This window comes from Sphingobacterium hotanense (assembly GCF_008274825.1).
In the GTDB taxonomy this organism is placed as follows: domain Bacteria; phylum Bacteroidota; class Bacteroidia; order Sphingobacteriales; family Sphingobacteriaceae; genus Sphingobacterium; species Sphingobacterium hotanense.
In genome coordinates, this window is sequence record NZ_CP030848.1 from 2,677,918 (window position 1) to 2,692,668 (window position 14,751).

Here is a 14,751-nt window from a genome sequence, read left to right on the forward strand (position 1 = left end):
CTTAGCTGTGTTTTTTTATGATCTTCTCCACAATATCAGCAGTACAGTCCGGGTAATCGACGGTAACTCGAGACTTGGCATTCAGCCATGCCTCCATATCATATTCGTATTTCTTTTTTAGCGATTTAACGACCGGAACACCGATTTCCTCTAGGGAAGCGGCATTCAAATGCTGCTCATATTGGTTTTTCATAGGTATAACCAATAATTTCTTTCCCAAATATAAGGCTTCAGCGGGGGTTTCAAAGCCTGCACCACATAAAATACCCGAAGCACTTGCCATACTTTGCACAAAAGCATCGCTATTGATGGGATTTATGGAAACATTCTTTTGTTTGAACGGTCTCTTATTATGCTTGGAATAGACTTCCCACTTAATATCGGGGAATCGCGTCAATTGTTTGATCAAGTGCGCATCATCGTATGAAGGCAGGTAGACGGTGTAATGACCATTATCGACGGGATCTAGTTGACGAACAGATTGTCGGATTACAGGCGTAAAGATATGGCTAGCATACGACTTGAAATGGAACCCATAGGAATGGGTGGAAGGTGCATAGTTTTTCATAATGAACTTCCCTAACATATCGGCTTCTTCGGGCTTCGGACTGGCCGGATCGAATGCGCCGATTTGATGGCTTAGCCCAATGCAAGGCTTTTCCTTGAAATAACAGCCCCATGCGGAGATGGGTTCAAAATCGTTGATCACCAAATCATAGTCTTCCACCGGCACTGAGTTCACTTCCTTGACGAACTTACGAACCGTTGATGCCATAAAGGTTTTCCATAGATCTACACCGCCGGATTTACCGAAGATAAAGCTTAAACCATGATATCGATATTTGACTTCGAAAGGTAGTTGAATATCCGCTTGGATACCACTTACTAAGACGTCCACTTGACCGTGGGCTTGCAGGCAGGGAATAACGTCAATTGCCCTTGTTAAATGTCCATTTCCTGTACCCTGTACAGCATACAAAATTTTCATCTACAGCTTGATTGAGCCTCAAAGTAACGAAAAACGATTAATAACTTATCATTAAATTCATTATTCTTTTATTAAACATAGCTATATTTCGATAATCTGATGTTCGAACAATGAAAATGCTATTCGCAGCTGTTCTGTTGATTATTTTTGCTGCTTCCTTACAATCCTGGGGCTTTTTTGCGCATCGTACTATAAATAAGCATGCTACATATTCCCTACCGGCAGACTTAGCGCCTTTCTTTAAAAAGCATCTGTATGCAATTACCGAAAAAGCAATCAACGCCGATAAACGAGTTTATATAGACAGCGCAGAGTCTACCCGGCATTTTATCGACCTGGATCGTTACGAGCAATTGTCCGATTCATTGGTAGTCCCCTGGTTTAAGCTAAATAAAAGACTACGGCAACATGAAATATTGATGCGAGGCATTGTCCCCTGGCAAATAGATCTAACCTATAGGAAGCTTCTTAAGGCGTTCCATGAGAAAAACGCGCAGGCTATCATTCGACAAGCTGCCGATTTAGGGCATTACGCTTCAGATGCGCACGTCCCATTGCATACCACAAGTAATTACAATGGACAACTGAGCGGGCAAGTCGGAATTCACGCGCTCTGGGAAACGCGATTGCCTGAGCGCTTTATGCATTCCTATGACCTGTATGTGGGAAAACCAGTCTACATAGATAACGTAGTGGAATTTGCGTGGAATGCCGTACATGAAAGTCATGCGCTATTAGATTCCGTTTTTGATTTAGAAAAAAAGGTAAGCGCCAGCATGTCTCACCGGATGAAGAAAAGCTATGTCCTACGGAACAATATATTGATGTTGAACTATAGTGACGAGTTTTGCGAACGATATCATGAAGCCCTGAATGGTATGGTCGAGCGGAGAATCCGCAAGGCTATACATGCTACGGCATCACTTTGGTATTCGGCATGGATCGATGCCGGACAACCCGATCTAAGCGAGCTTGCCCCATTTGAAATAAATAAAAAGGATAGCATTCCATATCAGCGACTTAGTCCGAAAGGCCGCGAAGAATGGCATTAGCGCTTGGCGATTTCTAGTTTTTATTTACCTTTGAGAAATTTTTTTCTATGTTATCGAAGAAACTTTTACTATTATTTAGTATTACACCAAGCTTCTTATTAGCCCAACAGAACGACACAACCCAATTAAAAGAAGTAATTATTCAAGAGAACAGATTGCTGATACCTTTTGATCAACGTAATAGAAACATTCAAATTATCAATCAAGAGGAGATACAGGCTTTGCCTAGCACAAGCATCAACGAAGTATTGCGCTATGCCGCAGGTGTAGACATCCGGCAGCGTGGCCCTTTCGGCACACAAGCCGATATCGGAATCGACGGTGGTAGCTTCGATCAAACCCTGATCTTGATTAATGGTGTTAAATTGTCTGATCCACAGACGGCACATCATATGCTTAACTTGCCAGTGCCGCTCTCAGAAATTCAGCGAATTGAAATATTGAGAGGACCTGTATCTCGCATATATGGAATCAATGGGTTAACAGGCGCCGTTAATATCGTGACGAAACAAGCTGAATCTAACAGTGTATTTGTGCAAGTCAATGGCGGTAGTTCTTTTAAGAAAGTCGAAGAGGAAGCCGGGAAAGACGGTATTTACTACGCGAATGCTGTGCAGGTTGGTGGCTCTTTTGTTAGAAAGACACATCAGCATCAGCTTTATTTTGGAAAGGAACATAGCAACGGGCAGCGCTATAACAGCGGAGCCGACAATGAAAAACTGTACTACCAAAATCAGATAAGCATAGCACCGGATCACCGCATTCAAATGATGGCCGGATACATCAATAATGAATTCGGCGCAAATGGATATTATGCTGCTCCAGGCGACAAGGAGTCGGAGGAATTAGTAGAAACCGTGATCTCCAGTATTTCATCACATCATCAATTGAACAAGTGGTACCTAAGTCCTCGTATCAGTCATCGTTATAACGAAGACGACTACCGTTATTTTCGCCATGACCTGAGCAAAGGACGCAGCAAGCATTACACCCAGACGCTAAGCACAGAATTGCATGCTCGCTATCAAACCGCCTTAGGCGATTTAGGAATCGGTGCCGAAGCGCGGTTTGAAGATATCAGCAGTTCTAATATTGGAAAACACAGTCGGGAGAATTATGGATTCTTCACGGAGTTTAGAATTACAAAATTCGACAGGTTTGATATCAATGTGGGGGCGTATGTTAACTACAATAGCGATTATGATTGGGAAGTATTCCCAGGTATCGACATCGGTTTTCAAGCAACCGAGAACCTGCGCCTTTCGGTCAACAGTGGAACAAGCCAGCGCATTCCTACATTTACCGACCTATACCTTAATCAACGTCCCGGTAATATCGGAAACCCCGATCTAAAGAGTGAATCAGCTTGGCAGAATGAAATCGGACTGCAGTACTCGCGAAATAAATGGAGCTTCCAAGCAGGATACTTCTATCGCGATATAAGCCGTTTTATAGATTGGCTTAGGGAAAGTACCGATGTTCCATACCAAGCTCAGAACTTAGGCAGTAATAAAACCCATGGTGTTTATTCCAATCTAGGATATAAGACCGCATTTGGAACTGATCAGCACATGACGGTAAACTTGGCATATACCTATTTAAATCCGTCGATTATTAACGACTATAAGAATACGATCATCAAATATGGCATTGAGAGTTTAAGGCACCAGGCACAGGCAACGGTGAGCTATGCTTTCAGAACATGGTCGATTACTTCTGCCAATCGATGGTTGGAACGAAGTTCCTCCAACTCCTATTTTGTTTCGGATTTACGGTTAGCATACTCCAAAAAGAGTATTTCAATTTTTGCGGATATACAGAATATCTTTGATGAAAAGTATATTGAAGTTGGTGCTGTACCAATGCCTACTCGATGGGCAAATTTGGGTTTACGATATCAATGGGTTCAGCGATAAGAACAGAATTAACAATAGATAAAAAAAGGGGATCTCGATAAAAGATCCCCTTTTTTATGCTTAGAAGCAATTATAAGGATTATAATTGTTTGTCTAATTTCTCTGCTAGAACTGATTTTGGTACTGCGCCGATTTGTTTGTCAACAATCTCACCGTTCTTGAAGAACAATAATGCAGGGATATTACGGATTCCGTAACGAACGGAAATATCTGGGTTGTTATCCACATTCACTTTACCAACTACTGCTTTTCCTTCGTATTCAGTAGCAATCTCGTCCACTAATGGACCAACCATACGACATGGACCACACCATTCAGCCCAAAAATCGATAAGCACTGGTTTATCTGATTTTAACACAACCTCTTCGAAGTTGCTGTCTGTAATTTCTAATGCCATATTTATTTAATTAATTTATGATTTATAGTTCTAAATATAAACAAAGATAATGAATACCCTTGTATTTGCTATTTGTTCTGTGTTAACATTTTTTCTATTGGCTATCAATTTAATCTATAATTCACGCCTTCCAGAGCTTCTAAGCCATCTAAAAACTCATTTGTGATAAAGATTTTACGCTTTTTGACCGGCATTTCGATGGAAAGCTTATCCTGTTCGTCCATGATTTTGAACTTCAACTGACAATTTGCCTCCTGTCCTTCTACCTGCGTACAAGAAATTAGCTGATTTAGGGTACTCATAAACTCGGTGTCGAGCACATGCAGCGGGAATTGAATAGTGAAACTCTTCGCCATCTTCTCGCGCAAATCCGACAACAGTTGAATATTCTTCAACTCAAAGCCCCAGTTTCCAACCTGCTTGAAGCGTTCCTGAACAAGACCACGGATCTGTACAAAATACCCTTCCTGAAGATATCCTTTAAACTTGACGTAATCTTCACCGAATACCATGATCTCGTATGAGTCCCAATAATCCTCAATGATAAATGAGCCGAATGGCTTTCCGGATTTCGCTACGCGATGATTCGCCAGCGCGATAATTCCGCCCAATACGACCTCTTTATTCTTGATGCGATTGAAATCTAACAGAACCTCCTGATCAACTTCAGAAGCTTTCGCCTTATTGATTAACTGTAAGTCGGTTACATTGTTTGGACAAAAATGTCTCAATTCAAATTTATAGTTATCTAAAGGATGGCTGGTTAGGTAAATCCCGATTACATCCTTTTCATATTTCAATTTTTCAATTAAGCCCCATTGCGGACATGGAGTTAAGCTCGGTTCGGGTAATTCCACCGCTCCGCCTGCCCCAAATAGACTTACCTGTGCAGAGTTTTCATTCTCCCTGAATTTATGTGCGAACTTCAACGCTTTTTCTATACCGCTAGGGTTATCCGAATCGGAGTAAAAGTACTGTGCACGATGGGTATCAGAAAACGAGTCAAAGCCGCCTCCATACGCAAGGCTTTCGAAAGCCTTCTTATTGATCATTCGTAAATCAACGCGCTTCGCCAAGTCAAAGATCGACTTATAAGGTTCGCCCTCTCGGCTCTGAACAATAGTTTCTACCGCCCCGGCACCAACACCTTTCACTGCTCCCATACCGAAGCGAATCGCTCCTTCCTCGTTTACTGTAAATTTATAATGCGACTCATTGACATCTGGTCCTAAAACCGTTAAGCCCATTCTTCTACACTCTTCCATAAAGAAAGTTACCTGCTTAATATCGTTCATGTTGTTCGATAAAACCGCAGCCATATATTCCGCAGGGTAATGCGCTTTTAAAAATGCCGTTTGGTATGCAATCCATGCATAACAGGTTGAGTGCGACTTGTTGAAGGCATACGATGCAAAGGCTTCCCAGTCGGTCCAAATTTTCTCTAATACTTTAGGATTATGTCCCTTTTCTGCGGCCTGATCGATAAACTTGGGCTTCATCTTATCCAAGACTGCCTTTTGCTTCTTACCCATCGCCTTACGCAAAACGTCGGCATCACCTTTTGAGAAACCAGCTAATTTTTGCGATAAAAGCATTACCTGCTCCTGATAAACTGTAATACCGTAGGTTTCGGCTAAGTATTCCTCACAGGCATCGACGTCATAAGTGATCGGTTCTATCCCATGCTTACGCTTAATAAAGGAAGGAATGTATTCCATCGGCCCCGGGCGATATAATGCGTTCATGGCAATTAAATCGGCAAATACCGTAGGCTTCAGTTCCTTCATGTATTTCTGCATCCCGGGCGACTCATATTGGAAGATACCAATCGTTTCACCGCGTTGGAAAAGCTCATAAGTCAGCGTGTCTTCGATATCGAAAGCTTCCGGATCCAGATCGATACCATGGCGCAACTTGACGTTCTGAACGGTATCTTTGATCAGGGTCAAAGTCTTTAACCCCAAGAAGTCCATCTTTAAGAGACCCGCACTCTCAACGACCGAGTTATCATACTGGGTAACGTAGAGGTCGGAGTCTTTCGCCAAAGAAACCGGTACGAAATTGGTAATATCGTCTGGCGTAATAATAACACCACAGGCGTGAATACCGGTATTGCGCATGGAGCCTTCCAATACCCTAGCCTGCTTAATTGTCTCTGCCTCTAATCCAGCGCCATCGGCTAAACCTTTCAATCGGTTAACCGCCTCTAGTTCTTCGCTGCGAAGCACCTCTTTCAGCGCCTTATCTTCCATATTGAAGATCTTGCTCAGCTTCAAATTGGGAATTAACTTAGCAATCTCGTTGGCATCCGCCAATGGAAGATCCAGCACACGCGCCGTATCTTTGATGGAGGACTTTGCAGCCATCGTTCCGTAAGTAATGATTTGAGCTACCTGAGACGAACCATACTTATCGATTACATATTGCATAACACGTCCACGGCCCTCGTCATCAAAGTCGATATCAATATCGGGCATGGATACACGGTCAGGATTTAAGAAACGCTCAAATAGCAAATCGTATTTGATTGGGTCTATATTTGTAATTCCTAAACAATAGGCAACGGCTGATCCTGCTGCCGAACCACGTCCCGGACCTACCGATACTCCCATATTTCTTGCTTCTGCAATAAAGTCTTGTACAATCAAGAAATAACCAGGATAACCCGTTTTTTCGATTGTAGCGAGCTCAAAGTCTAGGCGTTCGCGGATATCGTCGGTAATCTCCGCATATCGCCTTGCGGCACCTTTGTATGTTAAATCCTTTAAATAGGCGTTCTCCCCTCGTTTGCCTCCATCAACTTCGTCTTCCGCGTGTTGGAACTCTTCCGGAATCTCAAATTTTGGAAGTAGTACTTCACGAGCTAAAACATAGGTTTCCACCTTATTTAAGATCTCATCGATATTGATAATGGCTTCCGGTAGATCTTCGAAAACTTTCTTCATCTCTTCAGACGATTTGAAGTAGTATTCCTGATTCGGCAATCCAAAGCGGAACCCCCTTCCTCTACCTTTCGGCGTAGAAAGCTTCTCTCCGTCTTTTACACATAGAAGGATATCGTGCGCATGCGCATCTGCCTTATTGACGTAATAGGTGTTGTTCGTTGCAATAATTTTCACCGCATGTTTGCGCGCCAACTGAATTATTGCTTCGTTCACACGATTTTCATCTTCCTGACCATGGCGCATGACTTCGATATAGAAGTCTTCGCCAAAGCGTTCTTTCCACCATAACAGCGCTTCTTCAGCCTGCACCTCACCAATATTCAGCAATTTACTTGGCACCTCACCCTGCAGGTTTCCAGAAAGAACGATTAAATCTTCTTTATACTTTTCGACTATCTCTCTATCAATACGTGGTACATAATAGAATCCCTCTGTATAAGCGGCAGAAGCCATCTTAGCGAGGTTATGATAACCGTTTTTATTCTTAGCCAGAAAAACAACTTGGTAGCCGTTGTCTTTTCTAGATTTATCTTTTCTATTCTCACAGATGAAGAATTCGCACCCGACAATGGGCTTGATCGGAACGCCATCGAAGGCTTCACCTTTTTCTTCGGCTTCCTTTTGCTTTGCTTCAAGATCTTTGTTATAGCCTAATACTTTATTCACGAAGTGGAATGCCCCCATCATGTTTCCATGATCGGTCATCGCCACAGCCGGCATCTTTTGTTTTGCAGCGGCCTGTACGAGGCTATCAATAGAAATCGTTGACTGCAATACAGAAAACTGTGTATGATTATGTAAATGCGCAAAATTAGCATTCGCCAATGCCTCCAGCGTGTCGGCATCGATTTTTACAACCGTCGGCGCTGGTTCTGTTTTCTCACGAATTGCGTCTGAAGCCGCTTTTAAGTTGACATGTTTTAAACCGACAGACTCGACGACCTCAGGGTGCTGCTGCTTAAATTCTACAAAATAGCCCGTGTCAACCTGTAGCTCTTCAGCTTTAAAAACATTACGTCTTACAAGCTCAAAGAAACAGCGAGTGGTTGCTTCAACGTCGGCAGTCGCATTGTGTGCCTCTGCAAAAGGAACCCCGAATAAATAGCTATGTAATTCGGTCAGGTTTGGTAATTTGAATCGACCACCGCGACCTCCGGGAAGTTTCAATAGTTCTGCAGTCACCTCCGTACAGGTATCCAAGATCGGCATGGACGCCATCGGACTATCGACCGAATAGCGATGGAACTCACAGCCCATCACATTGATATCAAAGCCAATATTCTGTCCAACGACAAACTTAGCCTTCGCTAATGCCTCATTGAATTTTACTAAAACATCGGTCAATGGAATACCTTCCTCTTCGGCTAAGGCTGTTGAAATACCGTGTATCTTTTCGGAATCATAAGGAATGTTAAAGCCATCAGGTTTGATCAAGTAATCCTGATGTTCGATCATCCTTCCCATCTCATCGTGGAGCTGCCAAGCAATTTGAATACACCTAGGCCAGTTATCCGTGTCTGTTATCGGCGCATCCCATCTCTTCGGCAATCCCGTCGTTTCTGTATCGAAAATTATATACATAGTTTATCCCCTCTTGAACTAACAAAAATACTCAATAAAATCAATAATATTCCATAAGCGAAAGTAACATCAATATCATTATTGTTAACGCAATAAATACTAAGGAATTATGAACCAAAGACAAGTCATCAAGCAGTTAATGACTTTTGTTACCTCTTTCAAAGCCCTATCAAACCCAATCCGAAAGGGTTCTGAAAGGGTTATACATTGGGTTTGAAAGGGGTTTGAATAGTAGTTAGTAGATAGTAGTTAGTATTAAGACGTTATTAAGATATTAGATATGAGATGTGAGATATTAGAGTATGGCTTACGAAGGGAGGAAGGAAGGAAGGATTGTTTTAAATGTTAGGTTTAGGAAGGGAATGTTGTTTTGAATTTTTGGCTTAGAAAGGAAAGTTTGTCTTGAACCAGGAAAGGAAGGATTTAAGGATGAGCAGGATCGGGTGGAAAGTTAAAAGGAAAGTTTGTCTTTGAACGAGGAAAGGAAGGATTCGAGGTTGGGCAGGATCGGGTGGAAAGATAAAAGGAATGTTGTCTTTGAACCTTTGGTTTAAACAGAGAGTAATTGATGAATAAATACTTAATAGAAGATATAAGGTATTACCTAACGGAAGCGTTAGGATGAATAAGGCAGGTTGAACATTATTTTGAAGTAGTCGTTAAGGACTTTTCCTGGTATCTGTGCCTACCTTATTCATTGCCTAAGGCCAAACTAGAATAGTTTTATTATCAAAGGTACTTCAAAGGTACTAGGTAACGGGCAATTTTTCAATCATTTACATTAAAAAGTTTAGATCATGAAAAAAGATCGTATTACCTTAGGTGTCGACGTTTCTAAGAAAACATTGGACATCTGCCATTGGGGCACACATGATTTCATTAAGATCGAGAACAACAGTTCGGGATTTAAGCAATTGGCAAAGTGGATGCGAGGGAAAGGTTTTGTATCAAGCCAAGTCTTCTTTATCATGGAATATACTGGTGGATATGAATACAGATTCCTGCAGTATTGCGAGTCAAAAGGTCTTTCGTATACACGCAAATCTGGTCTAGAGATCAAGAAGTCGATGGGCATGGTCCGTGGCAAGAGCGATAAGCAAGACTCCTTTAGGATTGCCCAGTATGGGGAAGAAAAGGCTTATATGCTCGACCCAAGCGGTAAATTGAACTCTGCAATATTTGATCTTAAGCAGCTGATCTCCTTTCGTAAACGTCTAGTGAGAGAGATGGCCGGTTACAAAGCGAGCAGCTCTGAGCGCAAGGCGATGTACGGGAAAGACGCAGGGAAGGCGATCCTGAAGGTCAGTAAAACAATGATAGATGTTTATAAGAAAGAGATCTACAGAGTAGAACGAGAAATCTTACAGCTCATCGAAAGCGATGAATCGCTCAACAGGAACTATCAGATCCTCAAAAGCGTCAAAGGGATAGGCCCGGTCAATGCCTGGATGACGATCGTTTATACGGAGAATTTCAAGGCTTTTACCGATCCCCGAAAATACGCTGTCTATGCCGGTGTGATACCATTTGAGCACACTTCCGGGACCAGTATTCGCGGTCGAAAGCGAGTCTCGCATATGGCCAACAAGGCCATAAAGCAGGAGTTGAACCAAGCGGCAAAGATTGCCATTACACATGACAAGACGCTCCGAGAATATGCGCAACGGAAGCTCACAACCAAAGCTTACCCGCTGGTCTTGAACAATGTGAAATTCAAGCTGATTCTGATCATGTTTTCCTTGATCGGACGACAGGAGATGTATCGGGAAGATTATCATTATGCAGCGTGATAGAAAAAATATTAAAGAAAATTTGCATATGTCAAAAACCTAGAATACCAGGAAAGGAAGGATTTAAGGATGGACCGGATCGGGTGGAAAGATAAAAGGAATGTTGTCTTTGAACCAGGAAAGGAAGGGTTTGAGAATGGACAGGATGTATAGTATGCAGTGCAATAGGGATTCATATTGGCCGCCATAGGTCTAAATACTAACTACTAATGCGAATTAAGGGTTGAAAATAGGCTTTATGAAACAGGCTGTTAATTTACCGAACACATGTACTAATAGTCCTTTGGTAGATCTGACCTTACTTGCGTTTTGTATCTGTGTTTTTTCATTTATCCAATTAAAAAAGGATTCGATTGGTTGTCTTACCTTAGATACTGCTCTTGAAAACAGGTCATTATAAGCACGATCCCTGTTTTTTAAACAATCTGGTTTTCCTTGGGTTTCCCTTATCGGAGTATACATAATTGATTTTTTTTCTTTATAAAACCACTCGAAGAACGGGGCGTCACGGTATATCTTGTCACCAAAGAACGTCCTACCTGCGATGGATGCCCAATTCTCCTTAAATATGTTCAGGTCACTTTCAGATGCCTTGCTTATTACTATGCTTTCCGGACGAGGCAGCGTGGATTTGTTATAGCTGTTGAGCGCATGAAGCTTTAATCCAAAATACCAAAGCCTCTTCGTTGAGCAGAAGCTTTTATCCGTTATCTCCAGAGCTACCTTTGCCCTTCTAGTCCCACTGCAGGTTATGATGGGCATAGAGTCCAGTAGGGAAAATTCTCTGGAGCACTCCTCTGGTGCAAAGTCCTCTATAACTGACTGACAAAGAGATCTCAAAACATCAAAAAGGCGGTTGATACGGGTATTGAATGCTACGTATGAAGTTAGCTTGGGAAACCAATCCATCAGATAATCCGAGGCGAATTTATGGATCTGCTTGATCCTTAGCCGCTGTTCCTCGTGCACACTGAATAAATAGATGGTCAAAACCTCCTGATCAGTAAAGTCAGGTGTGTTATTGTTTGAAAATCGCTGACAGTAATATTGCAGTTCACTGTCATATTTATCACAAACATACTGGTATAATTTTATTAATTTTAGAGCCTTGGCCTGATTGATCATGTTGTTTAATAATGCGCAAGGAACATTATAAATATAATGATAATCAGGCTTTTATGCAAGTTTTCACCCCTCTTTTTAAGAAGCTTTTTCCAATATATTTCAACCCTTAATTCGCATTACTAAATACTAAATACTGTCGTTTAAATAAAAAGAGCTGTCTTTTTCAAGACAGCTCTTTTTATTTAAACGACCAGTTATTTAAGAATAACCACCTCTACTCGTCTATTTTTTTGGCGGCCTTCCGGCGTTTTGTTGTCTGCTATCGGTTTTGATTGGCCTAGTCCTTTTGTTGAGATTCTAGCGTCTGCGATTCCGGCGTCTACTAAGAATTTCTTTACTGATGCTGCGCGTTTATCGGATAGCCACTGGTTATATTCTGCGGTTCCGGTTGCATCGGTATGTCCATCTACGCGTACTTTCGCCTTTTGATCTTTTAATACTTTCACTAATTTGCTTAGCTCTTGTTTTGCGTTGTCTGACAGGTAAGAAGAGTTTGTTGGGAACAATAAGTCTGAGGAAATGGATACTAAGATCCCTTCGTCAGTTTGTTGTACATCCTTGAACTCACGTTTTACATTTTTCAGACCATCGTCGGTGCCGTCCTTGCTAACAACTGCGCCAGGATTCACAACCATAGATTGCTGCTTACAAGAAAAAAATGTTATGCTCGAAATTAAAATTAGTGCTAATAAATTGATGCGTTTCATGTGTATGGATTCTTTGTTGTTGCTGTAAATATAATATTTTATCCCTAATTATCTTACTTCTTAAAAAGCCTTTGTTCAACCGCTTGAATCTCAGGAATCTGTTGGTATAGTTTCCAGATAAATCCGGTCTTCGCATTCTCTAATAACAAGGCGACGTTCGCTTGGTTACTAGCGACATACTCGTCAGACACATCATTGCTACGTAAGTCGACCCACGAGCGGAACCCGTATTCGGAGAAAAGGAAGGCTCCGAATTCGTGATACAGGGCATTCAAGGATTTGATTGAGCGTTGGTTGTCTAAGAAAATACTGGCTACAGAAATTGCAGGGTTTATTCGGAATGTTCCTATGCTGTCGTTACGTTGTTGAAATCCCCAGATGTCAGAATTGCTGGTCCCCACTCCCATTTCATTGTCTCTACGTTTGACGACACGGGCATAACTGCCTACAACTTCCGCGAGATTATAGTCTTTCAATTTCGCCAACTTCGGGTTGATCGTTACGAAGGGTCTGTACATTTCCAATAAATTACCATCTGGTGCTCCAAAAGGCAATTCTACTCCATACATAATCGTATCTTGAAAGGCTGAAACACGGTATAAGGAATCCTGGTTGCCATGATCTATACCGTCAGGGAACAATGAATTTTGTCTAACAGAATCGCTCACTGTCGAATCGGCAAGTAGGCTTGACGTTACTTCAGCCCTGGAAACATATTTGCTTTCTATAGCATTTGAGAAGGACGCGATGGGAATGTTCGAGCGCGTCGAGGCCATGGCTAACATGTAGGCATTAAGCCCCAAGTTAACTCCGACAATAGGCTCGGAAACGAAATACTCATCCAGCATATCTAAGTTGGAACGTAGTGTTTGCGGATCATATGGCATCGTAACTGCTTTCCAATCCATCCGCTCCCAAATATCGCTGATGCCTCTTCTAATCTCTTTCTCTGCTTCATCGTCACCTTTTAGGTATTGTCTAACAACGAGCAATGCCTCCATGATAGCCGCGGATGATTCTACATCGTACTGAGGTCGACGGTCGAAGTATTCAGGGATACCCTTACGGCCGTCGTAATAAGATGGGAAGAAGCCATGTTTATTCTGCGCAGTAGCTAAGAACTTCACGATTCGTTTAACGCGGCTAATAAATAATGGACGAGAGATGAAATTCTTTTCTACGCCTACCATTAAACTAAGGATTGCCCCTCCTGTTTCCTTTACCGACACTATCGCTTTTTCTTTCATTCTAAAGGGCATATGCATGCCCGTGTTGATATCATAGTTCTCTACGAAGTAGTTGATATGCGCAATCTGAATCAGTGAGAAAAGCTCATCATCAGATATCTTTTTTGGCTGTACTTCCTGCACCGCGGATAGAGGTGATTCTTTGTAATTGTAATCAAGCCAAGCGATCTTGTAGTAATACTTTTTATCCAATACCGGCACGTAGTCCAAACAGCGTTGCATGTAGGTAGGGCGTATAGAAATCGGTACGAAATCCTTGTTATCCTCGGACCTGTAGATCTTCACATAGCGGATGCTCTGCGTCAAGGGTACTTGCCATTGCAAATCGACATGATTGCCATAGGCTGTAGCTTTGGCTAATACTGCAGCTGATGTTAAAGGAACTTTTGAATAGTTTGCCGGAAGGAACTCGATTTGATCCAGAAAGAGCTGATGCGTGCTTTTAGAATCGTTGAGCTGTCGTAGGATAATTCCAGAGATATGTTCTTCGACATTTAATCCTGCGAATTCTTTGACAGGAATACGAACATCCAGCCAGGCATCTTTTTTGAATCCTTGCACGTAATTTCCTATCGCTAAACTTACCGATTGGTTATCGCGCTGCTTGATGGAAATCGATGGCAAATGTTCGGATTTGGTATTCCCCGAGCCTACATAGAGTTTGAAGCTCAGGACATCATCATTCGAAAGTCGATAATGGAATTTCTGGCGACTATAGCGAATCGTCACATTCCAATCTCCTTGGGGATGGGAAAGATATCGTAAGGATAGCGCGTTACCAGGCGTAAAGAATAGCGTATCCGATACGAGAAGATGTTTATTTACATTCTCTACCCAGCTCTTCCCACTATAATCTACCAAGCTTCGGGCATACGTGCCCTTTACCAGGCTATTATCAAACACCACCTCCGGATATGTTTCTGCATTTGCGGTCAATCCAAACAAACAGAACAGAAGAATAGGAATTAGTTTAAATCGCATAAGGCAATAATAATGGACAAAA

The 14,751-nt window shown here is 42.0% G+C and carries 9 protein-coding genes; 3 read left to right on the forward strand and 6 right to left on the reverse strand.

The features are described 5' to 3' along the window. Position 1: 1 nt before the first annotated feature. Positions 2-988 carry a glycosyltransferase family protein gene (locus tag DSM08_RS11225; RefSeq protein WP_149526241.1) on the reverse strand — a complete coding sequence of 329 codons (987 nt, stop codon included), beginning with the start codon at positions 986-988 and terminating at the stop codon, positions 2-4. A 110-nt stretch (positions 989-1,098) separates the two neighbouring features. Here DSM08_RS11225 and DSM08_RS11230 point away from each other — a divergent pair, with 110 nt between their 5' ends. Together DSM08_RS11230 and DSM08_RS11235 are read left to right on the forward strand one after the other, a co-directional pair. After that, positions 1,099-2,040: a zinc dependent phospholipase C family protein gene (locus DSM08_RS11230; RefSeq protein ID WP_149526242.1), complete on the forward strand. Its 942-nt coding sequence runs from the start codon at positions 1,099-1,101 to the stop codon at positions 2,038-2,040. Between the two features lie 47 nt (positions 2,041-2,087). Continuing rightward, the gene (locus DSM08_RS11235; RefSeq protein ID WP_149526243.1) at positions 2,088-3,956 is read left to right on the forward strand and encodes a TonB-dependent receptor plug domain-containing protein; all 1,869 of its coding nucleotides are present in this window, start codon (positions 2,088-2,090) and stop codon (positions 3,954-3,956) included. Between the two features lie 79 nt (positions 3,957-4,035). On the opposite strand, the gene trxA is transcribed toward DSM08_RS11235, so the two are convergent. After that, a complete protein-coding gene (gene trxA / locus DSM08_RS11240) occupies positions 4,036-4,353 on the reverse strand; it encodes a thioredoxin (RefSeq protein WP_149526244.1) in 318 nt (105 codons plus the stop codon). A 104-nt stretch (positions 4,354-4,457) separates the two neighbouring features. After that, positions 4,458-8,879 carry a DNA polymerase III subunit alpha gene (gene dnaE / locus DSM08_RS11245; protein WP_149526245.1) on the reverse strand — a complete coding sequence of 1,474 codons (4,422 nt, stop codon included), beginning with the start codon at positions 8,877-8,879 and terminating at the stop codon, positions 4,458-4,460. A 797-nt stretch (positions 8,880-9,676) separates the two neighbouring features. On the opposite strand from dnaE, the gene DSM08_RS11250 reads away from it, so the two are divergent. Further along, entirely contained in the window at positions 9,677-10,669 is a 993-nt protein-coding gene (locus DSM08_RS11250) for a transposase (protein WP_149526246.1), read from the forward strand. 216 nt (positions 10,670-10,885) lie between these two features. On the opposite strand, the gene DSM08_RS11255 is transcribed toward DSM08_RS11250, so the two are convergent. From DSM08_RS11255 to DSM08_RS11265, 3 genes are all read right to left on the reverse strand, one after another. Then, positions 10,886-11,794, reverse strand: a complete 909-nt coding sequence (locus DSM08_RS11255; protein WP_149525548.1) for a transposase — start codon at positions 11,792-11,794, stop codon at positions 10,886-10,888. Positions 11,795-11,988: 194 nt separating this feature from the next. Continuing rightward, the gene (locus DSM08_RS11260) at positions 11,989-12,501 is read right to left on the reverse strand and encodes an OmpA family protein (protein ID WP_149526247.1); all 513 of its coding nucleotides are present in this window, start codon (positions 12,499-12,501) and stop codon (positions 11,989-11,991) included. Positions 12,502-12,554: 53 nt separating this feature from the next. Beyond that, positions 12,555-14,729 carry a glucoamylase family protein gene (locus tag DSM08_RS11265; protein ID WP_149526248.1) on the reverse strand — a complete coding sequence of 725 codons (2,175 nt, stop codon included), beginning with the start codon at positions 14,727-14,729 and terminating at the stop codon, positions 12,555-12,557. Positions 14,730-14,751 lie beyond the last annotated feature (22 nt).

What these genes read in the sequence shown, in the direction of transcription:
- DSM08_RS11260 (WP_149526247.1), bottom strand. Translation starts at nt 12,501, where the DNA reads ATGAAACGCATCAATTTATTAGCACTAATTTTAATTTCGAGCATAACA.
- DSM08_RS11225 (WP_149526241.1), bottom strand. Translation starts at nt 988, where the DNA reads ATGAAAATTTTGTATGCTGTACAGGGTACAGGAAATGGACATTTAACA.
- DSM08_RS11235 (WP_149526243.1), top strand. Translation starts at nt 2,088, where the DNA reads ATGTTATCGAAGAAACTTTTACTATTATTTAGTATTACACCAAGCTTC.
- dnaE (WP_149526245.1), bottom strand. Translation starts at nt 8,879, where the DNA reads ATGTATATAATTTTCGATACAGAAACGACGGGATTGCCGAAGAGATGG.
- DSM08_RS11265 (WP_149526248.1), bottom strand. Translation starts at nt 14,729, where the DNA reads ATGCGATTTAAACTAATTCCTATTCTTCTGTTCTGTTTGTTTGGATTG.
- trxA (WP_149526244.1), bottom strand. Translation starts at nt 4,353, where the DNA reads ATGGCATTAGAAATTACAGACAGCAACTTCGAAGAGGTTGTGTTAAAA.
- DSM08_RS11230 (WP_149526242.1), top strand. Translation starts at nt 1,099, where the DNA reads ATGAAAATGCTATTCGCAGCTGTTCTGTTGATTATTTTTGCTGCTTCC.
- DSM08_RS11250 (WP_149526246.1), top strand. Translation starts at nt 9,677, where the DNA reads ATGAAAAAAGATCGTATTACCTTAGGTGTCGACGTTTCTAAGAAAACA.
- DSM08_RS11255 (WP_149525548.1), bottom strand. Translation starts at nt 11,794, where the DNA reads ATGATCAATCAGGCCAAGGCTCTAAAATTAATAAAATTATACCAGTAT.